Raw genomic sequence first — 23032 nt, 5'->3', positions numbered from 1 at the left:
GCTTACGTATTTTTACAAAGCTACTACTTAATTGAGCGAATAGAAACAATAAAATCCCATGTTCTTCCTAACACTCTTGATTGATGCATTATTTAACAAAAAGAGTTGCAATGAATATATAAGTAAAATATTATATAAGTATTTAGTTATATATTAAACGGTCGGATGAAGATGATTGTGTAAGCTTTAGCTGATTTATTTAGGAGGAAGAATGAATTGATTACGGTTATTTTGGCGTCTGTTATTTTTTTAGCAACGCTTCTTCTCGTCATATGGCAGCCGAAAGGGTTGAATATCGGATGGACGGCCTGTGGCGGAGCACTGCTTGCCTTATTATTGGGAGTGGTGGATTTCAATGATGTGACAGAAGTGATTGGCATCACCTGGAATGCAACATTGTCGTTTGTAGCCATCATTTTGATTTCATTGATTCTCGATGAAATTGGATTGTTTGAATGGGCGGCGCTGCATATGGCCCGGGCAGCAAAAGGCAATGGGATTAAGATGTTTGTGTATGTCAGTATTTTGGGGGCCATCGTAGCGGCATTGTTTGCAAATGATGGGGCGGCTTTAATCTTGACGCCGATTGTCCTGGCTATGGTTCGCAACCTTCATTTTAAAGAAGCAATGATTTTTCCTTTTATTATTGCCAGTGGATTTATAGCGGATACAACCTCCCTGCCATTCGTTGTGAGCAACTTGGTGAACATCGTTTCAGCCGATTTCTTTGGCATTGGATTTGTTGAATATGCTTCGAGAATGATTATTCCCAATCTCTTTTCACTCGTTGCAACAGTAACGGTTCTGTTGATTTATTTTAGAAAAAGCATTCCAAAAGAATATGATGTAATCAAATTAAGAAAACCGCATGAAGCGATAAAAGATTTAAAAATGTTCCGTCTTTCCTGGTATGTTCTTGCCTTATTGCTGGTTGGTTACTTTGCGAGTGAATGGATCAACACGCCCGTATCCATTATTGCAGGGATTATCGCGATTTTCTTTTTAATAATGGCCCGAAGAAGTGCTGTCGTGGATACGAAAGCGGTTATTAAAGGGGCGCCCTGGAATATCGTCTTTTTCTCGATTGGGATGTACGTTGTTGTTTATGGGCTGGGAAATGCATGGTTAACGGAGGCATTGGCTGGTGTGATTGAAACATTTGCCCAGCAAGGGTTATTTTCGGCTACCATAGCAATGGGCTTTATTGCAGCCATTTTATCTTCTGTTATGAACAATATGCCGACTGTCATGATTGACGCCTTGGCCATTGCCGAAACGAACACGACAGGGATTGTAAGAGAGGCATTAATCTACGCCAATGTCATCGGGTCTGATTTAGGTCCGAAAATTACACCAATCGGTTCATTGGCGACATTGGTTTGGCTTCACGTTCTTTCCCAAAAAGGCGTCAAAATTTCTTGGGGAACTTATTTTAAAATTGGTATTGTGCTAACGGTACCTATTCTCTTCATTACTTTAATCGGCCTGTATATCACCCTTCTTATTTTTTAGGGACAGGCGGGAAATAGCAAACAAAGGAGAATCAACCATATGAAGAAAAAAATACTCTATTTCTTATGCACAGGAAACTCATGCCGAAGCCAAATGGCAGAAGGCTGGGCAAGAAAGGTTTTGCCTCACGATGAATGGGAGGTAAAAAGTGCGGGAATTGAAGCGCATGGATTAAACCCGAATGCCGTTAAAGCAATGAATGAAATTGGCATCGATATTTCGAATCAAACATCAGATCTGATTGATATGGGAACATTGCATAACGCGGATCTGGTTGTAACACTATGCGGTGATGCAGCGGATAAATGTCCCGTTACACCGCCGCACGTTAAACGTGAACATTGGGGCTTTGATGATCCAGCCAAGGCACAAGGAACGGAAGAAGAAAAATGGGCTGTTTTCCAACGTGTTCGTGACGAGGTTGGAGAGAGAATTAAACGTTATGCAGAGACTGGTGAATAAGGGAAATCATTCGATTAAGGAGGCGTAGAGCTGAAAATGGATTATTCATTAATGGAAAAGCAATTGAAGGCTGTTGCCGACTTAAATCGCATTAAGCTCCTTGCTTGTCTCAAGAATGGCGAAGTGTGTGTATGCGATTTTGTTGATATTCTCGGAATCTCGCAACCGGCAGTCAGTCAACAACTTCGTAAATTAAAAGAGGCCGGGATTATTACCGAGCGAAAAGTGGGAACTTGGAAGCATTATCGATTAGTGGAAGAACAAACTCCTCTAATGAGGGGGATTTTGGAAACGATTGAGCCCATGTCGCCATGCTGTTGTACCGGGGAGAAAAAGTGCTAGATTTACCAGGTATGCCAAATGACAAAAAAGCAGCTAAGAAAGATTTTTACCTTTCTTAGCTGCTTTTAGTATTCTTAGATACTATTTATTATATCCTTTATTTTCATCAATCCCGTTATTGCTTGGATTAGAGGCTGGACCTTGCTTCATATCACGCATCGATTCTTTTACGACTTGTTTTGTATCAACATCTTTATTAATGTTGGTTTCTTCAATTTTGCGATCAAGCTTTTGAAGATACTTGGCTGCAAACTCTTTTCCGCCAAGACCAAATGACAAGCCAAACGCAAGTGCCAGTGCGCCAAGCGTTAGAATAAACGCAGCATTGACAATGGAAGCGGCAAGGCCGAGCTGGTCTAATGCCATAAAGACTGAGATTGTGATAATGGCAGCCTGTGCGACATTGGCCAGGAATTTATAATGTGGTCCTTGAAGAACCGTGCTAAGCAGTTTTTTGATAAGAGTGCTGAGCCACAAGCCTACTCCAAGAATTACAAGAGCCGCAATTACATGAGGCAGATAGGCGATTACACCGGTTGCCAGAGTGACCATGAAGTCTAGCCCAAGAATATTAAGCGCCTGCACCACAAATAGTAGAACAATGATTACTTCCGCAATATAGCCAATCGCTTGAGAGAAGCTTAAACCATTGCCTGCTGCGGCAGACTTGTTTAATCCCATTCCGGAGAAATAAGAATTCAATCCGATTCGTTCCAATAAATTGGAGACAAATTTGCGAACCCATTTTCCGAGCCAAACACCAATCAGTACGAGGATAATAGCGACCGCTATATTTGGAATCATGGTCATGACATCATTAAGCATGGCAATTGCCGGCTCGGAAATGCCTTCAATATCCAGTCGCTCGAGCGCTGCAATGACCGTTGGAATAAGGATAAGAACAAATACGGCTGTACCAATGACGGATGCCAGGCTTGTCCCTGCCAATACTCGTGTCAGGCCAAGTTTTGCCGTTAATTTGTCACTCCCGATTGCCTCCAAGAAATTCGTTACTATATCACGAACGATTTTCGCAATAAACCATCCTACCAATAAGATAAGTGCTGCTGCAAGAAGCTTAGGCACAAATGCTACGATACTTTCCAGCATGCCGCTGAATGGACCAGCGATTCCAGTAAGGTTTAGTGCACCCAATACAGCTGGAAGGAATAGCAGCAGTGTCAGGTAGAAAACAATCTTAGCCACTTTATCAGCGATATTGGCGGGCTGCTCGTTATCATTAGTTAAATTCCACTTGCGCAGCTTTTCATGAACACTTAGTGTTCTTCCGCCTTTTTTGATTAGCATGCTTAGTCCGTTCGCAATAAGCCATGCAACTAATAGAATCAACGCTGCTTTTAAAATGCTTGGCACTGCCGCGGTAATGGATGAGAACATGTCAACTAGTGGTCTAGTAATAATATCAAGATCCAAGATGCTAAAGAACAGGGCAAATACGGCCACTAGCAACAGATAGTATATTATCTTACTGATTATTTTTTCAGAGGAATATTTAGGTTTTTCTTGACCGGGGAAAACCTTGTTATCGAGGCTGGTTTTTTGAAGTCCCTTTAAGACAGCCTTTTCGATTGCTTTTGCGATAATCCAACCAATTACTAATACGAGAATTGCTAATAAAAAATCAGGCAGTTTGGCCAACAGGTAGTCAAAGCCGCCCCAGTAGCGATTATTATCCAATCTATTCACTCCTTAAAAGAATTCTTGAGTTGCATACTTTATATACCCAACACTTTTGGGAGTAAACAATTAAAGAACAATAATCATTTTAAAAAAAGGATAGATAAACAGGGTATCCACTCCTGTTGATCTATCCTTTCTTCCTAAGATAAACTTCCTTTTTAAGACAAACTCTCATTATATTTGGTTTGGACATGCTCATTTGCTTCTTTCTTTTGCAGCATTCGCAAGAAAATATTGTTCGAAATTAATGAGATGATAATCAAGATAGTTCCGATTACATCAAATAAGGTTACCTTATTCCCTTGAAGAACGGCAATTGACAAGGTTGTCACGGGAACAAAGTTGATGAACAACAAGCCATTTAATGGCGATAAGATGCTGACCCCAATATTCCAGCCGAGCAAAGCAATTACCCCTGGGAAGATGATCATGAACAATAAATGAGGGCTTACGGCTTTTATGTCATCCATGGAAGGAGCAGATAAGTAGCCAAACAACGTTGCACCTATAGTAATGATAAACGCTGTAATGGTACCGAGCAGACAACTTAACGTCGAGTACCGTAAAGCGGACCAACCGCTAAACTCACTGCCTCCCATTGTATAGATAACCCATCCAATCACCGCAATAAAAATTAGCATGGACGGAATGAAGTCTTCCGTTGCACCAAGAAATGCCCCGATATCTCCTTTTGTAATGACCAGTACTGCTCCGATAAACGAGATTAGCACGCACATTAAAGTAAATGCATGTGGGCGGTGTCTATAAATCATCCATACAATCACGATTGAAATCATCGGCATAAGCGACTCCATAATAGAGGCCACCATAATTCCGGGTTGCCCGAGCAAATCTTCTCCCCAGAAAATCAATAGGTTATAGACGGTAAACGCCATTGTTCCAAAAAACCACAAATGTAAGCCTCTTCCTTCAAATCGAAAAGCCTGTTTTCCTTCTTTCCACCATAAAAAGGCCACCAAGATAATCGTCACGGCGCCATAGCGGAAAATTGTAAAATAGAAGGGATCCATATATTGAAAAGCTGCATGTGCTACAGGAAACATTGCCCCCCATGAAACGGCAGCGATAAAACATAAAAGAGCTCCTACAAATACACTATTTTTCAACTTTTTTCTACTCCTTTCACCATATTGCCATTATTTCTATTATAGTAATTTTAATTATCTCGTAAAGTGAATAAAAATAATGATTAACATCAATTTTATTGATATCATAAAAAGAGAAACATAGATTGGGGGGATATTGGTGGAATTTAAAGATTTGGAAATATTCCAATTGGTAGCGGAAAAAGGAACAGTTTCGGAAGTGGCGAAAGAGTTTAATTACGTTCAATCCAATATCACATCGAGAATTCAAAAGCTGGAAACACAGTTAAATACATCATTATTTAACCGGCATCGGCGTGGGATGAGCTTGACGCCCGAAGGAAAAACCTTGTTGGCATATAGCAAAGAAATATTAATCTTGGTTGAAGAAATGAAAAAAGCTGTTCAGAGCAATGAAGAGCCTTCCGGGAAACTGGAAGTTGGTACAGTGGAAACTGTCTACCAACTGCCTACTATATTATCATCCTTTATCAAGAAGTATAGAAAAATTGACTTGTCATTATTTACAGGGGTAACTGAAACGCTGGAAGAGGAAGTATTGAACCATAAATTGGATGGAGCCTTTGTTACGGAAGCGGACTTTCATCCGAACCTGGTATCGCAGGAAGTGTTCGATGAAGAGCTGGTATTGATTTCAGATATGCGCGACTTGACACTGGAAGAGCTGAAAAATGAGCCCTTTTTATGCTTCAGCAAGGGTTGCGGCTACCGGGCGCGTCTTGAAAATTGGTATAAAGACCAAAACATCAAACCACAAAAAGTGATGGAATTCGGTACACTGGAAACGATTTTGCGCAGTGTGGCCATGGGACTGGGCGTGTCATTTGTGCCAAGGTCTTCAGTTGCGCATTTGGTGGAAAGCGGACGAATTCAATGCCACATTCTGCCGAAAGAATATAGTAAAGTCAAAACGGTTTTTATTAGAAGGGCCGATTGCTACTTAACAGCCACAATTGAAAAATTCATCGAAACCATTGAAGCCAACAAAGAAGCCCAGAACGTATTCTAAAAGACCAGTTTTAATTCTAGTTTGCAGCAAAAAAGAGGTGAATATATATGAATCAATCATCCAGGGATTTTCAAATCTCCTTGAAGGAAATTGAATTTTTATCCCCCAGAGTGAATCAGGGATTGGAATTTGTTTTTGTCATTGATGGCGAAATAACAATCGAAATCGATAGCCGCTTTTATGTATTAAAAGAGCAGGACCTGCTGCTCATTAATCGCAATCAGCTTTATCAAGTAAAAGGAAATCCGGGAAATTGCGTATTAATGCTAAATATTTGTGATGCTTTTATGGAGCAATATTATGACGAATATCGGAATAGCCGATTTGAGTGCTTTTCGCAGGAAATTGACATAGGCAGGGAAAAATTGCTCAATCATATCAGAACACTGCTTGTTCGGTTAATGATTTCCTATTACAGAAAAGATGAAAGCTATAAAATCGAAGTTCAAAGTCATTTGAGCAAAATATTGCTGAACTTGATTCGAGGGTTTAAGAAAAAAGGGAGCGCCTTGGAAAAGGTAGACAATAATGATTTTCGCCTCACACAAATCATCGAGTATATGGAAAGAAATTATCATCAACCGATTACGCTGGAGGGCATGGCGAAAAAATCGTATCTTTCAACCGGATACTTATCGCGTTATTTCAAGAAAAAAACCGGAATGGGATTTAGCCGATTCTTGATGAATATCCGTTTAAGGCATAGTGTGAAGGATTTGCTTTATACAAATGATACTATTTCCCAAATTGCCATGAAAAATGGATTCGCCAACACAAAATCATTTACTACGGTGTTTAAGGAATCCTATGGCGTCACTCCGCACGTGTATCGGGAAAGTCATGAGAAGGAAAAAATCGATTCGTTCGAAAACTACCCGATTGAAGATGCCGAACAATTCGTCCATTCGCCAAACATTCTGGGCAAATTAGGACTCATATTAAACAATCTGGACCGCTCCTACCGAAATACCGAGTCGCGGTTTGAAGAATTATCGCTCGATGTCACGGAACCTAACCACAAGGAAATTTGCCGCCCTAAGCATACCGTCATCATTCGCGAATTGAAAGAACTGTTAAAAGAAGATGTAAGGTCTCAAATCCTGATGGTGAAAGAGGAAATGAGGCTTGATTATATAGGAATCAGCAATTTGCTAAGGGGAGAAACGATTACTGCAGATGTCGAAACTGATGAAGCGATTGCAACAAGTTCGCCTTATTTTAGATCGGATTCTGCGCTGGATTTTATATGGAAGAACAATCTTTCGCTGTTTGTCAGAATCGATTATCAAGAAATTTCGGCAAACGAAGAGAATTATTTTAAGAAACTCCAAGGTTTCCTGAAGCATTGTGTACAATTATACGGCTCTTCTTATTTAAGTACTTGGCATTTCCTTTTTTATGAGCCTTACTACACGGCAGTGGATGCGAGGGAATTGGAACGTGTGTATTCCAGAATGCACGATGTACTTAAAACCATTGTCCCTGGAATAAAGGTTGGTGTATTTTTGCCTTTTTCATTTAAGGATGAGGGCACAAGCAAGCCGCATACATGGATTTTGTCCGTTGGTGACGCAGTGGACTTTATCGGCTATCAATCCAATCAAAATGACATCGTGGATTTCCAGGAATTAAATGATCAGACCTTTTATATGGCAAAGGATTATTTAAGGGAAAAAACAGCGAAGATTAGAGCCTATCTGAAAAAGCATGGAATTGAAAAACCGTTACATCTTATTTCTTGGAATACGCTATCCGGCAATACCCGGTTTACGAACGGGCTCTTCTTCCGCGCGGCATTGGTATTGAAAAGTGTGCTGGATGTTGCGGACGAGGTGGAATCCATCGGTTTTTGGATCAATACTGCCCTGCATGAGAATGATGCCAAAGGACAGCGAATCCGAATGGAGGGATTGGAGCTATTCCATTATTTCAGCGGGAAACGGCCGGCCTTTTTTGCGATGATGTTTGCCAAGAAATTGACTGGGTCCATCATTAGCCAAGGCACTGATTATGTCCTGACGCAAAATGAACGTGGATATCAGTTGGTATTGATGAACTGCAATACGGTAAATCCGTATTATTCCATGGAAGAATCGTTTCTAAAAACGCTGAATAAAGAAATTTTGGTCAAAATCAAGGGACTGGAAGCAGGAGACTACCAAATTCGCAAATACATTTTTGACCGCGAGCATGGAGCGCTTTACACAAAGTGGCTGAGTTTAAATAGCAAGCATGGACTGGATATGGAGATTATAGATTATATCAATCGTTCAAGTCATCCGGAATTGGAATTGTTTGATGAAACGCTAACGGATGAATGGTCTTTTCATTCCTATTTAACAGTAAATGCCATTCATTTTTTTGAAATAAGAAAAGCAATTATATAAAATAGCATTTTTATAAAAATCCATGACGCAGTACAAGCGGCAATGGCTTTTTTCTTGTCTTGGAAGGTAAAAAAACGACCCTCTTTTTTTGATGTCAATAATTGTAAGTGGGAAATATAAAGTTTTATTTACCATAAACAAGCAAATAATGCCTCTCTTTTAGATGGATGTTTTTTTATAATGAATGTGTAAAAAAGAATAAGGAGGATATAACAAGTAAATTAGCAATAAACATGCATTATATTGTAATAATTTTCACATCTTAACAACGTATTTTGTCCCCAATTTAGGGAAAAGTACTAAATGCATCGTTTATTTATAATACATCAGGAGGTCCATCATATGGAAAACGGTTATAAAGGCACTAATAAGATGATTATAGGTATTGTGTTCGGGGTTATTACGTTCTGGCTGTTTGCACAGGCAATCGTGAATGTGGTACCCACGGTTCAAGAAGATTTAGGCGTCTCACTTGGAACTTTAAATATTGCCATTAGTTTAACGGCTTTGTTCTCCGGGATGTTTATTGTGGCAGCAGGCGGGCTGGCTGATAAAATTGGCCGTAAAAAAATTGCTGTTATCGGATTTATTTTAAGCATCATCGGTTCTTTCTGTCTTGTTATCGCACAAGGTGCAGTATTGTTGATTATTGGCCGTATTATTCAGGGGATTTCAGCAGCATTTATTATGCCATCAACAATCGCCTTAATGAAAGCGTACTTTGAAGGGGCAGAACGTCAGCGTGCATTAAGTTACTGGTCAATCGGTTCTTGGGGTGGTTCAGGGGTTGCATCTTTTGCCGGTGGTGCCATTGCTACATCGCTAGGCTGGAGATGGATTTTCATCTTCTCCATCATCTTCGCAATCGTAGGTTTATTCTTGTTGAGAGATACCCCGGAGAGTAAACAGCCGGCAACTGGAAAATTCCAATTTGACTACACAGGCTTAGCCATTTTTATTGTGACAATGATCGCACTGAACTTATTCATTACTTACGGTGCTGATTGGGGTTGGACAAGTGTAAAAACAATTGCGGCAATAATTGTTGCCATCATCGGATTAATTGTATTTATCAAAGTTGAAAACAACAAAGAAATCGTGTTGGTCGATTTTGGTGTATTTAAAAATAAAGCATATACAGGTGCAACCATTTCCAACTTCTTGCTGAATGCCATTGCAGGTACGCTTGTAGTAGCCAACACATATGTACAAGTTGGCCGTGGGTTTAACTCATTGCAATCGGGGATGTTATCCCTAGGGTACCTCGTTGTTGTATTGTCAATGATTCGTGTGGGTGAGAAAATCTTGCAAAAAGTTGGGGCAAAATCGCCGATGGTTTGGGGCGGTATTATTACAACAATTGGTGTAGCCATGATGGGTCTGACATTCTTGCCAGGTTTCGCTTATACAGTTGTTGTATTTGTAGGCTTTGCCTTGTTCGGATTAGGTTTGGGGCTTTATGCAACACCTTCTACAGATACATCTGTATCCAATGCCCCTTCCGACAAAGTAGGGGAAGCCGCTGGTGTTTATAAAATGGCCAGTTCCCTTGGCAGTGCGTTTGGTGTTGCGATTTCAGCAACTGCTTATGGTGCGGTAGCAGCGGGAGGAAATCTTGAAGCTGCAGCAACAGTCGGAATCATCGTCAATGTCATTTTCGGTATCCTGTCGATCATATCCGTCATGATTCTTGTTCCAAGAGATGCAGGCAAACCAGTTCCTGCTTCGTCAGACAAAAAGCTGCAAACAAACCCATAGATTTAATGCGTCTGGAAGAAATGCTTTATTTCTTTCAGACGTATTTTAAAAAAATTTCTACCATATAGAAAAGGAAGTGCATTCTCGTGAAAGCAAAGTTAATGGAAATGCTTGAATCCCGCAAAGATGAAATCATCGAAATCCGGAGACATTTACATGAATATCCGGAAGTTTCTTTCAAAGAGGAAAAAACGGCACAGTATATTAGCGACTTTTATAAAGATAAAGATGTAGAAATTCAAACGAATGTTGGAAATGGCTATGGAATTATTGTGACGATCAAAGGTGGAAAACCGGGGAAAACAATTGGATTGCGCGCGGATTTCGACGCACTTCCGATCACTGAAGAAACCGGGCTTCCATTTGCATCAAAAAACGAAGGTATCAGCCATATGTGCGGCCATGATGGACACACGGCTTATATGCTAGTGCTTGCTGATTGTTTAATTCAATTAAAAGATGAAATTCCCGGTACGATTAAAATTATTCACCAGCATGCGGAAGAAGTTCCGCCAGGTGGAGCAAAAAGTATCGTTGAGTCTGGACTGCTTGATGACTTAGATCATGCATTTGCCATTCATCTATTGCCAATGGGACCAGCTGGGCAAGTAGGCTATCGTTCAGGATATTGCTTCAACGGAAGAGCATATATGAAATTGAAAATTCAAGGCCGTGGTGGACATGGTTCCTCACCACACTTAGCAAATGATGCCATTGTCGCAGGTGCTCATTTTGTTACTGCAGTACAAACGATTGTTAGTAGACGTTTAAATCCTTTTGAAGTTGGAGTAATTACAATCGGTTCATTTGATGGAAAAGGAACTTTTAACGTTATTAAAGACAGTGTTGAGCTTGAAGCAGATATCCGTTATTTATCTGTTGAAACAAGAGAAACGATTGAAAGAGAAGTGCGTCGTATTTCAAAAGGTATCGAAGAAGAGTTTGGTGTGACTTGTGATTTAAATTACGAAAATGATTATCCACCAGTATACAACGATCCTGAATTAACCAACAAAGTCGTGGGATATTTAAAAAATGCAAATGATCCAGTCATTACAGAAGTGAAAGAATTCCCACCAATGTCACCATCTGAAGACTTTGCATACTATGCGGAAAAATTCCCATCTTGTTACTTCTTCATCTCATGTACACCAAAAGGGGTAGAAAAACCATACTTCAATCATAATCCTAAATTTGATATTGATGAAGATGCGCTCCTTGTAGCAGCAAAATCAGTCGGTCATGTTGTTTGCGGTTTTTATGAGCTAAATTAAAAATAGACAAAGCCATTAAAGCTTTGTCTATCATTATAGGACTCCGCGCTTCGGGGTCCTTTTTTAATTTTTTGCCAAGTCCAGTGCTATATCTGCTTTTTTCAAATCATGGGCCATTTGTTCATCCAAATCATACGCATGGTACATTTCGTTATCGATCATATATTGCGCAATCTTGTCATGTGTATCGATTGCAATATCCAGTTCGCGGCGCAACAACTTTTTCACGGAAGGCGTTGCTGTTTCCGTAATGGCTGTTGCCAGATTTTTTACCGCAGCCTTAGTGCTGACCAGAAAATCAGTTGCAATCGCCAAATCGTCAAGCATTGTCAGTTCGAGTTGTTCACTTTTTGTTTCTTCTGATTTATTTGCAGCCATTTGCTATTCCTCCCTGATCTTTTATTTACTTGCATCTGCAAGTACTTTACGTAAATCCTTAATCGCTTTTTTAGAAAGTTCCAGGTCCTCTTCCAGAATATCCTTTAGCTTTTCATCTTGAACCAGATTTACAAATAGTTTGTTTTTAGCAACACATGCTGTTTTGAAAATAAGTACTTCGTGAACCTCTAATTGTTCGTGCAATGCAAGTTCCTTCGTAGCCATCGAATAACCTCCCGGATCGTATTTTTTGCTCTTTTTTTGAGTACCCGAGACACTTCATTCTAAACTTCAATTTCAAAGAAACCAATGTCCTGTTTTGCAAGAAAAGCCGCCAAGAAAGGTGTTGGGAAAGCATCCTTTTAAAATATGGAATATTGCCGAAAAAATGAAAGCAAAAGTATTTGACTATTTACAAGTAAACTTGTAGGATTTACTTAACTGATGAGTCAGTCAAGGAGAGTGTTTGTGATGCAAACCGATGAACGAAGGCAAGAAAGAAAGCGGCAGTTGATTGAAATTACATTGGAACTTTTCGCGACGAAAGGTTATGAAAATACAAAAATATCGGAGATTGTTTCAAAAGCTGGTGTGTCTCAAGGGACATTCTATTGGTATTTTGAAAGCAAGGAATCGATTTGCCTGGAGGTATTGGAAGAAGGAAAACTGAAAATTCTCGAGGCAATCAGCCAAGGTTTCCGAACGACAAAAGTTGATGTAAAAGATTCCGAAAGGTCAACCATCAGTATTTTCACGCATATCTTTCAATTTGCTGAAAAAAATCCATTTTTAATGCAAATCATATTAAAAGGCATACATTCACAACGAGCCTTGCAAGAAAAAGTTGATGCAATAAAAACGGATATGGAAAAATCTTTTGCTAATAATATAAAGCAAGCACAAGATTTAAACATGATCGAGGAAAATATCGACCCTGCCATGCAATCCATCTTTATCATGAGTCTTCTTGAAGGAGTATTGTCACGCTGGTTATTTTCTTCAAATGAAACGTTGCAGCAAAAAACACTCAAACAAATTATTTCAGAAACGGTACACTTTGAATTCTTCGGGATATTCGGTGTCTAATACAGGAGGAAAACAACATGAAAAAATCAAACTGGCTAGTTTCGCTTATTGCCTTATCATCATTGGCTTTAGCCGCTTGCGGAGGCAACGATAATGCCAATCAAACAGAAGAACAGCCTTCGAATGCCCTGGAACAAATACAAGAAGAAGGAACAATGACAGTAGGGATTATGGGGACATATGCACCTTATAACTTTATGGATAAAAACAAGGAGTACGTAGGCTTTGATGTCGATATTGCAAAGGAATTGGCAGAACGTCTTGACGTGGAAGCAGAATTTGTTGCCCAAGATTTCTCAGGTTTAATCCCCGGGTTGCAAAAAGATAAATTTGATATTTTAGTGAGCCAAGTAACCATAACGGAAGATCGCCAAAAACAAATTGACTTCACGGAACCCTATATTACGAACGAAGTAAAAGTGATTGTCACTGAATCGAATAATGACATTCAATCCGTCGAGGACTTTAAAGGGCGCACAATTGGGGCTGTAATGGGAACGAACGACGAAGCATTTTTGCGCAATGTTTTAATGCCTGAAGTAGGAAAGTTTAAATTAAATACGTATGACGATGTAATTACCACATTAAAAGACTTGGATGCCGGACGTATCGACGCAACAATCAACAATGTCTATGCTTTAAAACCGATTGTTGAAGAGAATGGCTATAAAGTAAAAGCTGTTGGAGAACCTGTTAAGTCCGATCAGGCCGCGGTGGCTGTGAAAAAAGGAAATACGGAGCTTGTGGAAGCATTAAATGCAGCCCTGAATGAAATGAAGCAAGACGGCACATATGAAGAAATCTTTGTAAAGTGGTTTGATGAAGCACCACCAACAGAGTAAGAAAGTAGGACACTATAATGCAAATCGTTATTGAAAACCTTCCTTTCTTATTAAGAGGGGCTTACTATACTTTACTTATTACAGTGGTGTCTATGTTCTTCGGTTTGATCATCGGATTGCTTACAGCGATTGCCCGCATTAGGGGCAATCGCGTTCTGCGTAGCATTGCGCGGGGCTATGTATCCATCATTCGTGGAACTCCTCCACTTGTACAAATTGTCATTGTTTATTATGGGTTGGTGGATTACGGCATCGAGTTTGGTCCATTGACTGCCGCCTATATTGCCCTCAGCATCAATATAGGTGCTTATGTCTCGGAGGCCTTTCGCGGGGCAATTGAATCCGTTCCAAAAGGGCAAGTTGAAGCTGCACTGGCTACAGGAATGACAGAAAGACAGGCAATGCGCCGTATCATCGTCCCGCAGGCAGTTCGTTATGCAATCCCTCCGCTTGGGAATACATTTGTGGGCATGTTAAAAGAAACATCCCTTGTTTCGGTTATTGCGGTGACGGAGCTAATGCGTTCAGCTGAATTGTTAATCTCTCAATATTACGTGTATATGCCGTTTTATTTGGCGATTGCCGCTATGTATTGGATGATGAGTACAATGTTCACATTTGCTTTGCACAGAGTTGAAAAACGGTTGTCTGTATACTAAGGGAGGCAACAATGAGTATGATTGAAATGAAACAAGTTTATAAAAAATTTGGGGATAATGAAGTCTTGAAGGATATTTCACTCTCCATTCCGGCACATCAAGTCGTCGCGGTCATCGGTCCGAGTGGTTCGGGTAAAAGTACTTTTTTACGCTGCATTAATGGATTGGAGACGATTACGGAAGGATCCATTAGTGTAAATGGACATGAAATTCATGCAAACACATCCCCTAAAGCTCTTAAAAAAGAAATTCACGCCATTCGCCAGGAAACGGGCATGGTTTTTCAGCAATTTAACTTATATCCGCATAAAACGGTAGCAGAAAACGTGATGGAGGCTCTGCTGGTTGTAAAAAAAATGAGCAATGAGCCCGCTTACCAAATTGCCTCGAGCTTGCTTGCAAAAGTAGGGCTGGCGGAAAAAGAAAATGCCTATCCTTCCCAGCTGTCGGGAGGCCAGCAGCAGCGTGTGGCCATTGCAAGAGCACTGGCGATGGAACCTAAACTCATGCTATTCGATGAGCCGACTTCCGCATTGGATCCGGAACTGGTGGGAGAAGTATTGAAAGTCATGAAGAGCCTTGCGGAAGATGGCATGACCATGGTAATCGTGACGCATGAAATGAAGTTTGCCGAAGAAGTAGCGGACCGTATTTTGTTCATGGCGGACGGATTTATTGTGGAAGATGCAGAACCGCAGGCATTTTTCAAGAATCCACAAACAGAAAGAGCCCAAAAGTTCTTGCAGAAAGTATCCGAGTTTTAAGGTTACGAAGTAGTGAGTTTGGGACACTTCGTATGCGAAGAAAGGAAATGATAATATGCAAGTTAAAGCAAAATGGCAAGGTGGACGTGCCTTTGAAGCAGTAGGGCCTACAGGATATACAATGGCAATGGATGCAACAGCGAACTATGGAGGAGAAGGAAAAGCAGCGACACCAACCGAAATGCTTCTCGCTTCACTTGCAGGCTGTATCGGCATTGACATTACGATGATTTTAAAACCTCATTTAGATGTTATTGAAAATATTGAAATTACGGTCGATGGCGTGCGACGTGAAGAAATGCCAACAGCCTTTACAGCTGCTACTCTAACGTTTAAAGTAGACGGAGAGATCTCACCGAAAAAGGTGTGGCGCGCCATTAAGCTGGGCGAGGAAAAATATTGTGCAGTTTCAGCATCTCTAAAAGCGGAAATCACCCATAAATTAATTCTAAACGGCGAAGAAATCCAAGCCGAGGAATAACCAGTTAAAAACACTCCTGAGGGGGTGTTTTTATTTTGGTACCGATGATATGGTAAAAATAAGGGGGTTAGGAACATGGATTTTCGAGTAGCGACTGTGGATGATTTGGAAGTGTTGATTTCTTTGCGGGAACAGCTGTTAATTGATGAGGGACAAGATTCTTCAAACACGATAAAAGACGAGTTAAAAGGTTTTTTCACTAAGCAGCTGTCAGATGATTTGCTGGTTCAATGGCTAGTGGAAGACGGGGATACAGTAATGGCTACGGGAGGAGTTCAATTTATTTCATTTCCGCCAAGCTTCCAAAACCCTTCAGGACGAAGAGGATATATTTTAAACATGTATACGCATCCGAATTACAGAAAACAGGGGCTTGCCAAAAAATTATTGAACCTTTGCATAGAAGAAGCGCGCCAACGTAATGTATACCATCTTTTTTTAATCTCATCCGAAATGGGCAAACCCGTCTACAAAAAATATGGCTTTTCCGAAAATGATATTTATATGGAGTATTTTCTGAAATAGCATGAGCCTCAAGCTTTTTGGAGGACCTTCGCCCGAAAATAGGCATATGCACCAATACATTCGTCCAGAACACCGACTCTCCAACGCATATATTGTACTGAGTTGAAAATGAGGAGGTGTTCGGAATGGGTAAAAATGTTGGCGGGGAATACAGCGGCGGCTACGGCGGCAACAATTCTTGGTTCGCTTTATTGGTAGTTCTATTCATTCTTTTGATTATTGTTGGTGCTTACTACTTTAGCTGTGACGGTTACGGCTACTAATTTTAAAAAGAAAAATGGGGCCCTCTGCGATGGAGGGCTTTTTTAAATTTTTGGAACAGTGGCTAGGGGCTTGTGCGAAGAAGCGTACGAGAAGCGACTGAATGCCCGCAGAAAATCGGCTTGAAAGGAAATAGGAAATGGTCGTTTAGAGTGAATCTAAACGCCCGAATGGAGGCAACTCGAGTGAAAACAGTTGTTTAGAGTGTGTCTTAATGCCCGAAAGAAGCAAACTGTAGAGAAAACAGTCGAATAGATGGAAGTATACATCCGTTTACCGCACGCCCAAGCTAAAAATTTTCAATAAGAACAAGCCTCACCCCCTTCCTCACCAACGGACTATGCTCACTTTTTTTAATAGAAATTTGAGATGGCATATATTTAGTATCGAGAATGAGATTTTACTCATTTACATAATATTGGCGACATGCTACACTTGTTGAAGTAAACAAATCTATATGTTGTGTTTTTTTTAACAGGTACTACTATATGTAGTTTAAAAGGGAAGTTCGGTATGATGCCGGCGCTGTCCCCGCAACTGTGATGCTGACAAGGATTCGTAATCCACTGGGCTATTTATGGCCCGGGAAGGGAATCTAAGAAAGAAGCTAAGCCAGGAGACCTGCCTGTTAAAATAGTACATCATTTCTTCGGGGATTGAGAGATGGAAACGTCGCTGTTCCTTTCTTTTAAAGCGTTTCCATTTCGACTGTCTCTTTCGAAGAGATAGTCTTTTTTAATTTGTTTACACTCCTTTTGAAGTGGTATGGATTAAAAAAGCAAATAAGAGAGAAAGAGGGATTGCTATGAAATTATATACAAAAACCATTTGCCCAAAATGCATGTGGGTAAAATCAGAATTGCAAAGAGCGGGACTCCAAGTGGATGTTGTGAATATTGAACATGACGAACAAGCAAAGCAAAAGGTGCTGGACGCTGGCTTCCTTTCAGTTCCTGTATTTGAATTTGAAGGGCAGCTGATTGGAGATGTGAATGAAATCATCTCGAAAATCGAGCTGGTTGCTCAATGATTGCCTATGCAAGCCGAACTGGAAATGTACGATATATTGTTTCCAAAATTAAAGCAGAAGCCATTGAAATTCAAGATGGCCTGAAGTTGGACAAGCCCTATCTATTAATGACCTATACAGATGGTTTTGGTGATGTCCCTGAAAAAGTTGCCCGCTTTTTGGAGCAAAACGAACAGTGGTGCAAAGGGGTTGTCGTTAGCGGCAATAGCAACTTTGGGCACCATGTCTTTGGCGGAGCAGGTGAAAAAATTGCTAATGCCTATCGAATTCCGATGGTACGCAAACTCGATTTGCGCGGTATTCAAGCAGATTACGAAGCAATTCAACAGTTCTATGAAACGAGGGTATTGGATGAAAACGTATTTGAAATTAAATAACGATGTGTTGAATCGTTATAGTACAACGGGACAATTGGAGTTGGAAAAGGACCGCGAAGCAACACGCCGTTACTTTTTGGAAGATGTCAACGTACGTTTGCGCTACTTTATCGATATCGAAGAAAAGATACGCTATTTAGTGGAGGAAGGGTATTACGAGAAAGAATTTATCGAGCTCTACGATTTGGAATTTATCAAATCGTTATATAAAAAAGCGTATGATTATCATTTCCGTTTCCCTTCATTTATGAGTGCAAGTAAGTTTTATGATAGTTATGCGATGAAAAGCAGAGATGGAAAAGAGATTCTTGAAAAATATGAAGATCGCATCGTGATTATCGCGCTGTATTTGGCGCAAGGAGATGCGGCGCTTGCAGAACGTGCTGTTGAAGCGATGATGGAGGCTTACCAGCCAGCAACACCTACTGCTTTGAACAGCGGGAAAAAGGCACGCGGCGAGCTCGTCAGCTGCTTTAAATTAACAATGGATGATTCAATGAACAGTATCGCGGAAAATATCGGCTATTGTTTGGAACTTTCGCGTTTAGGCGGAGGAGTCGGTGTCAATCTTACGGATTTGCGTCCATTGGGAGATCCCATCAAAGAAATACTCAATCGTGCAAGTGGGGTCATTCCAGTTGCTAAATTGTTGGAAAATTCGTTCTCTTATTCGAATCAGTTAGGCCAGCGTAATGGTTCGGGAGTTGTCTATTTAAATATTTTCCACGCGGATATCGAAAACTTCATTTCCTCCAAAAAGCCGAACGCAGACGACAAAATCCGACTGGCTACGTTATCGACGGGCATTATCATCCCGAGCATCTTCTTTGAATTAATGAAACGCGATAAGGACATTGTGCTCTTCAGTCCGTATGATATTTATAAAGAATATGGGAAAAGAATGTCCGAAATCTCGATTACCGACATGTATTATGAGCTATTGGATAACCCGAACATTCGAAAAATCAAGCGATTAAATGCGCGCAAACTCTATACAGAAGTAAAGAAAGCGCAATTCGAATCAGGCTATCCATTTGAGATTTTCGATGATAATGTGAATGAAGTTCATCCGTTGAAAGATATTGGCCGAGTGAAAATGTCGAATCTCTGCACAGAAATACTGCAGATGCAGGAGACCAGTGTCATTACCGACCAAGATGAACCGAATGAATACGGGCTGGATGTTTCCTGTAATTTGGGGTCCATTGATATCCATGCTGTCAGCAAGGTAGAGGATTTTGGGAATTTGGTTGATACGGCAATGCGACTATTAACAAATGTCTCGCAGATGACCCATATCAAAAATGTGCCATCTGTTGCCAAGGCTAATAAATTGATGCATTCGGTAGGTCTTGGGGTCATGAACTTGCACGGCCATTTAGTGACACAAGGAATCCTATATGGCTCAAAAGAATCAATTGAATTTATCGATCATTTTATGGAAGCATTAAACTACTATTCGCTGAAAAGTTCCATGGAAATTGCAAAAGAACGTGGGGAGACTTTTTATCAATTTGAACAAAGCGAATATGCAAACGGGAATTACTTTGAGTCTTATATTAATAAAGAAGAAAAAGAGCTTCTTCCTGAAGTTTTACAAGCACTTGGAAATGTTCCCATCATAACGGCGGCGATGTGGAAAGAGTTGGCGGAGAATGTGAAAAAGTACGGTTTGTTCCATAGCTATAGATTGGCCGTTGCTCCAACGGGTAAAAACAATTGCCCCTTTATTTAGTGATAAATAAAGCAAACTTCTCGAATTGACGGGGAAGCCCTTAGAGCCTTATACACTAACTTATCATGGAGACATAGATAAGGGCGTTGCTAACTACAACGGTATAGTAAAAGAGATAAGGATTGGGCGATCCGCAGCCAAGTATCTTTAAAAGATAAAGGTTCAACGACTGACGTGGGAAGAAACTTACTAGCCAACTATGTCTAATAAGTTTATGATACAGTCTGCACTTTAGGGAAACTTAAAGAGATAGGCAGAACAGAAATGACCTATCCCTCCTAATTGGGAGAGTAACAAATTGGAGTATTTCTTACATTCGGAGCTGCACGGCTTCCATCGCACCATGCACGGAGCGCGTAGAAGTGCGCGACTATGCCGATAGCCGTACCATTTACCCAATGCCTCATTTAAATAATGACAACGCACACCTTTATGTCGAAGCATATGACGTCAATTCCTATGATTTGATCGATCTGTACGCTGCCGCCCAAAAACATGTCGATCAAGGGATATCGATGACACTTTATGTAACCGATGCCTGGACAACCGAACAACTTGCGAAAATCTACATCTACGCCTGGATGCGCGGCATTAAGTCGGTTTACTATGTGCGCCAACGTTTACAAACATTAGAGGAGTGTGTAGCATGTCAAATTTAACTTATGAGGCAGTCAACTGGAATAAACCGACGAGTGAGCTCGCGCAAATTTTTTGGGATCAGCAATGGAAACAGATCTGGTTTCCCGAAGAAATTGCAGTAAGTAAAGACGTAAAACAGTGGCAGGATTTTGAACATCAAGACACTTATAAAAAGGTATTTGCAGGCCTTACGCTGCTAGATACGGTCCAAACGAACATCGGGATGAATCAAATTGCAACGCATACACCAGATTTGCAGGAAAAAGCAGTGTTAACCGTGTTTGGCTCTTTTGAAGCCATTCACGCAAAATCCTATTCTTATATTTTTACAACGTTATGCACGAACACGGAAATCGATGAACTGTTTGAATGGGTAAAGAAAAATGAATTTCTTCAGTATAAAGCAAACAAAATTGCGGATATTTATAATGCGATTGAAGAAGGAAATAAAGAAAGCTTATGGAAGGCGATGTTTGCGTCTGTCATGCTGGAGTCGTTCTTATTTTACTCCGGCTTCTTCTATCCGCTATATCTAGGTGGACAAGGCATTTTGCGCAACTCCGCAGAAGTGATTTCGTTAATCTTGCGCGACGAGTCTATTCATGGCGTAGCAGTCGGCTTTTTTGCCCAAAATCTCTATAAGGAATTTTCACAGGAAAAGAAAGATGAGTTGAAACTATGGGGTTACGAGCTGCTGCTGGATTTATATCAAAATGAAATGAATTATACGGAAGATGTCTATGCAGAGACGGGACTCTCTCCTGAAGTAAAGTCATATGTACGCTATAACGCCAATAAAGCCCTGATGAACGTGGGATTTGATGTGATGTTCCCAGAGGAGGAAGTCAACCCGATTGTCATGAATGGCATTCGAAATGAAGGTTCGACCTATGACTTTTTTAGTCAAAAAGGCTCCAGCTATGCGAAAGCGAAAGTTGCACCTATTACAGACGATACATTCAACTTTGGAAATCGAATTTAATAATCAAAAATCTCGCAAAAGGAAATATTCTTTTGTGAGATTTTTTGTCTAGGAAGAGTGCTGCAAATAACTGTACTATATGGAGATTCGCAAATAGAAAAGCGTCTCGCAAATAGAATTCTAATTTTCGCCTATAGAGCGGCCAAACTCGCAAATAAACAACCGAAACCCGCAAATTAACCCGTACCTTGTCTATATTTGTAGAACGATTCTTAAAGGAATATAGTAATTTTCTGCGAATTATAAAGAATAGGGGGTGATTGTATGACTGAAATGACTTTAATAGCAGACTCGGAAGCAGAAGAGGAGCTGATTTACAATACAACGACGGTAAGCAAGTTGTTGGGTGTTCATGTAAAGACCCTTAGAAGTTACTGTACTTTAATGGAGAATCTGAACTATGAATTTCAAAAAAACATTCAAGGACACCGGCTCTTCTATAAAAAAGATATTGAACTTATTAAAAAGATAATCGATTTAAAAAGTTCTACTCCTCTTACTTTAAATGAAGCAGTTAAGACGGTTCTGCAAACAAATACAGATACAAAAAGCACAGCACCGGAAACGGAAGTGCAATCTCATCATCACGCTGACTTTGATAAACTTATGGATGAATTCTCGGCCTTTCGAAATGAACAGATGGAATTCAACAAAAAACTGATAGAACAGTTGATGAAACAAGAGAATTATATAAAAACGAGCATTGATGAGCGGGACAAAAAGCTTCTATTTGCAATGAAAGAATCGATGGAAACAAGAAGACAGCTTGCCGCGGCGGCCGAAATGGAAAGAGAAGAGGAAAGAAATAAGAAAGCATGGTGGCAGTTTTGGAAGTAGAATCATGTGAGCTTGGCCAATAAATAAAAGAGGACTTTGACCACTAACAGTCAAAATCCCCTAAAGAAATTATTGAGCAGTATATCCACCGTCAATGATCACGGCTTGTCCAGTAACACTTTTTGCTTTGTCGCTTGATAGATATAAAGCATAATCAGCAATTTCACTAACATTTAATAGTTTCTTTTGCGGCACTTGCGCTAAGATGACGTCTTCAAGAGCGCGCTCTTCAGGAATATTGCGGGTTTTTGCCAAGTCTGCAATTTGGCCGCGTACAAGTGGTGTATCTACATATCCTGGGCAAAGCGCGTTTACGGTAATTCCATGAAGCGCACCTTCCAAAGCAGCTACCTTTGTTAATCCAATAACACCGTGCTTGGCACTATTGTAGGCTGCTTTCCCGGCAAATCCGATAACCCCATTAATGGAGGCGATGTTAATGATACGTCCCCACCCTTGTTCTTTCATGATCGGGAATACTGTTTTCGTTAAAATGAATGGAGCCGTCAGCATGATTTTAATCATTAGCTCAAATTTTTGAGTCGGGAATTCTTCAATTGGAGAAACATGCTGCAACCCTGCATTGTTGATGACAATATCAACGCTGCCGAATTGTTCTTTCGCGGTATGCACCAAATTTTGAAGATCCGTTTCGCTTGTTACATCGGCTTTTGTGCCAATTACATTGTAGCCTTTGTTTTTTAAATTATTGACTGAACCCTGCAATTTTTCTTCATTAATATCGGAAAGGACAACTTTTGCTCCTTCTTTGGCGAAATGCTCCCCAATCTCCAATCCAATCCCACTTGCCGAACCTGTAATAATGACGACTTTATCTTTTACCATATCTTATTACCTCCCAAA

Annotated in this window: 25 protein-coding genes and 1 riboswitch; of the genes, 20 read left to right on the top strand and 5 right to left on the bottom strand. The window is 40.4% G+C overall.

Translation table 11 applies throughout. The features are described 5' to 3' along the window. The first annotated feature begins 216 nt into the window (after positions 1–216). From D1B33_RS13325 to D1B33_RS13315, 3 genes are read left to right on the top strand one after another with little or no spacing between them, the layout of a single operon-like run. Positions 217–1512, top strand: coding sequence for an arsenic transporter (locus D1B33_RS13325; protein WP_118876893.1), 1296 nt, complete (start codon positions 217–219; stop codon positions 1510–1512). A gap of 39 nt (positions 1513–1551) precedes the next feature. Next, on the top strand, positions 1552–1974 hold the full coding sequence (gene arsC, locus D1B33_RS13320; RefSeq protein ID WP_118876892.1) for an arsenate reductase (thioredoxin): 423 nt from the start codon (positions 1552–1554) through the stop codon (positions 1972–1974). A gap of 36 nt (positions 1975–2010) precedes the next feature. Beyond that, positions 2011–2316 carry an ArsR/SmtB family transcription factor gene (locus D1B33_RS13315; RefSeq protein ID WP_118876891.1) on the top strand — a complete coding sequence of 102 codons (306 nt, stop codon included), beginning with the start codon at positions 2011–2013 and terminating at the stop codon, positions 2314–2316. 81 nt (positions 2317–2397) lie between these two features. Here the strand turns inward: D1B33_RS13315 and D1B33_RS13310 are convergent, their stop codons facing one another. Both D1B33_RS13310 and D1B33_RS13305 read right to left on the bottom strand, forming a co-directional pair. Continuing rightward, positions 2398–4014, bottom strand: coding sequence for a mechanosensitive ion channel (locus D1B33_RS13310; RefSeq protein WP_118876890.1), 1617 nt, complete (start codon positions 4012–4014; stop codon positions 2398–2400). Between the two features lie 161 nt (positions 4015–4175). Further along, positions 4176–5144, bottom strand: a complete 969-nt coding sequence (locus D1B33_RS13305) for a DMT family transporter (protein WP_118876889.1) — start codon at positions 5142–5144, stop codon at positions 4176–4178. Between the two features lie 139 nt (positions 5145–5283). On the opposite strand from D1B33_RS13305, the gene D1B33_RS13300 reads away from it, so the two are divergent. The 4 genes from D1B33_RS13300 (at position 5284) to D1B33_RS13285 (ending at position 11572) form a co-directional block, all read left to right on the top strand. Then, the gene (locus D1B33_RS13300; RefSeq protein ID WP_118876888.1) at positions 5284–6153 is read left to right on the top strand and encodes a LysR family transcriptional regulator; all 870 of its coding nucleotides are present in this window, start codon (positions 5284–5286) and stop codon (positions 6151–6153) included. A 47-nt stretch (positions 6154–6200) separates the two neighbouring features. Continuing rightward, complete coding sequence (locus tag D1B33_RS13295) at positions 6201–8540, top strand: helix-turn-helix domain-containing protein (protein WP_118876887.1); 2340 nt, start codon at positions 6201–6203, stop codon at positions 8538–8540. 342 nt (positions 8541–8882) lie between these two features. Further along, positions 8883–10298 (top strand): MFS transporter, encoded by a 1416-nt coding sequence (locus D1B33_RS13290; RefSeq protein ID WP_118876886.1) that lies wholly within the window; start codon positions 8883–8885, stop codon positions 10296–10298. Between the two features lie 86 nt (positions 10299–10384). Then, on the top strand, positions 10385–11572 hold the full coding sequence (locus tag D1B33_RS13285; RefSeq protein ID WP_118876885.1) for an amidohydrolase: 1188 nt from the start codon (positions 10385–10387) through the stop codon (positions 11570–11572). Positions 11573–11635: 63 nt separating this feature from the next. Here the strand turns inward: D1B33_RS13285 and D1B33_RS13280 are convergent, their stop codons facing one another. Both D1B33_RS13280 and D1B33_RS13275 read right to left on the bottom strand, forming a co-directional pair. After that, positions 11636–11950, bottom strand: a complete 315-nt coding sequence (locus D1B33_RS13280) for a spore coat protein (RefSeq protein ID WP_118876884.1) — start codon at positions 11948–11950, stop codon at positions 11636–11638. 21 nt (positions 11951–11971) lie between these two features. Then, positions 11972–12175, bottom strand: a complete 204-nt coding sequence (locus tag D1B33_RS13275; RefSeq protein WP_118876883.1) for a spore coat protein — start codon at positions 12173–12175, stop codon at positions 11972–11974. Between the two features lie 246 nt (positions 12176–12421). Here D1B33_RS13275 and D1B33_RS13270 point away from each other — a divergent pair, with 246 nt between their 5' ends. From D1B33_RS13270 to D1B33_RS13210, 13 genes are all read left to right on the top strand, one after another. Continuing rightward, entirely contained in the window at positions 12422–13036 is a 615-nt protein-coding gene (locus D1B33_RS13270) for a TetR/AcrR family transcriptional regulator (protein WP_233549483.1), read from the top strand. A gap of 17 nt (positions 13037–13053) precedes the next feature. Continuing rightward, positions 13054–13878: a substrate-binding periplasmic protein gene (locus D1B33_RS13265; RefSeq protein WP_118876881.1), complete on the top strand. Its 825-nt coding sequence runs from the start codon at positions 13054–13056 to the stop codon at positions 13876–13878. A 17-nt stretch (positions 13879–13895) separates the two neighbouring features. After that, the gene (locus D1B33_RS13260; RefSeq protein ID WP_118876880.1) at positions 13896–14537 is read left to right on the top strand and encodes an amino acid ABC transporter permease; all 642 of its coding nucleotides are present in this window, start codon (positions 13896–13898) and stop codon (positions 14535–14537) included. 17 nt (positions 14538–14554) lie between these two features. Next, entirely contained in the window at positions 14555–15301 is a 747-nt protein-coding gene (locus D1B33_RS13255; protein ID WP_118876879.1) for an amino acid ABC transporter ATP-binding protein, read from the top strand. Between the two features lie 55 nt (positions 15302–15356). Beyond that, entirely contained in the window at positions 15357–15782 is a 426-nt protein-coding gene (locus tag D1B33_RS13250) for an OsmC family protein (RefSeq protein WP_118876878.1), read from the top strand. 75 nt (positions 15783–15857) lie between these two features. Further along, on the top strand, positions 15858–16307 hold the full coding sequence (locus D1B33_RS13245; RefSeq protein ID WP_118876877.1) for a GNAT family N-acetyltransferase: 450 nt from the start codon (positions 15858–15860) through the stop codon (positions 16305–16307). A gap of 125 nt (positions 16308–16432) precedes the next feature. Beyond that, a complete protein-coding gene (locus tag D1B33_RS13240; protein WP_118876876.1) occupies positions 16433–16570 on the top strand; it encodes a YjcZ family sporulation protein in 138 nt (45 codons plus the stop codon). Positions 16571–17027: 457 nt separating this feature from the next. Further along, a riboswitch (cobalamin riboswitch) is annotated at positions 17028–17211 on the top strand. A gap of 162 nt (positions 17212–17373) precedes the next feature. Continuing rightward, a complete protein-coding gene (locus tag D1B33_RS13235; RefSeq protein ID WP_118876875.1) occupies positions 17374–17598 on the top strand; it encodes a glutaredoxin family protein in 225 nt (74 codons plus the stop codon). Beyond that, entirely contained in the window at positions 17595–17975 is a 381-nt protein-coding gene (gene nrdI / locus D1B33_RS13230) for a class Ib ribonucleoside-diphosphate reductase assembly flavoprotein NrdI (protein WP_118876874.1), read from the top strand. Before D1B33_RS13235 ends, nrdI begins: the two co-directional genes overlap by 4 nt. After that, positions 17950–19710, top strand: coding sequence for a class 1b ribonucleoside-diphosphate reductase subunit alpha (gene nrdE, locus D1B33_RS13225; RefSeq protein WP_118876873.1), 1761 nt, complete (start codon positions 17950–17952; stop codon positions 19708–19710). The genes nrdI and nrdE overlap by 26 nt, the downstream gene beginning before the upstream one ends. 281 nt (positions 19711–19991) lie before the next feature. Continuing rightward, complete coding sequence (locus D1B33_RS13220; protein WP_325049475.1) at positions 19992–20369, top strand: hypothetical protein; 378 nt, start codon at positions 19992–19994, stop codon at positions 20367–20369. Further along, on the top strand, positions 20357–21331 hold the full coding sequence (nrdF, locus tag D1B33_RS13215; protein WP_118876872.1) for a class 1b ribonucleoside-diphosphate reductase subunit beta: 975 nt from the start codon (positions 20357–20359) through the stop codon (positions 21329–21331). Before D1B33_RS13220 ends, nrdF begins: the two co-directional genes overlap by 13 nt. Before the next feature lie 264 nt (positions 21332–21595). After that, a complete protein-coding gene (locus D1B33_RS13210) occupies positions 21596–22168 on the top strand; it encodes a MerR family transcriptional regulator (RefSeq protein WP_118876871.1) in 573 nt (190 codons plus the stop codon). Between the two features lie 69 nt (positions 22169–22237). On the opposite strand, the gene D1B33_RS13205 is transcribed toward D1B33_RS13210, so the two are convergent. Further along, a complete protein-coding gene (locus tag D1B33_RS13205) occupies positions 22238–23014 on the bottom strand; it encodes a 3-hydroxybutyrate dehydrogenase (RefSeq protein ID WP_118876870.1) in 777 nt (258 codons plus the stop codon). Positions 23015–23032: the final 18 nt, after the last annotated feature.

Source organism: Ureibacillus yapensis (assembly GCF_003515775.1).
Taxonomy (GTDB): domain Bacteria; phylum Bacillota; class Bacilli; order Bacillales_A; family Planococcaceae; genus Ureibacillus; species Ureibacillus yapensis.
This window is presented reverse-complemented; position numbering and strand designations above follow the sequence as displayed.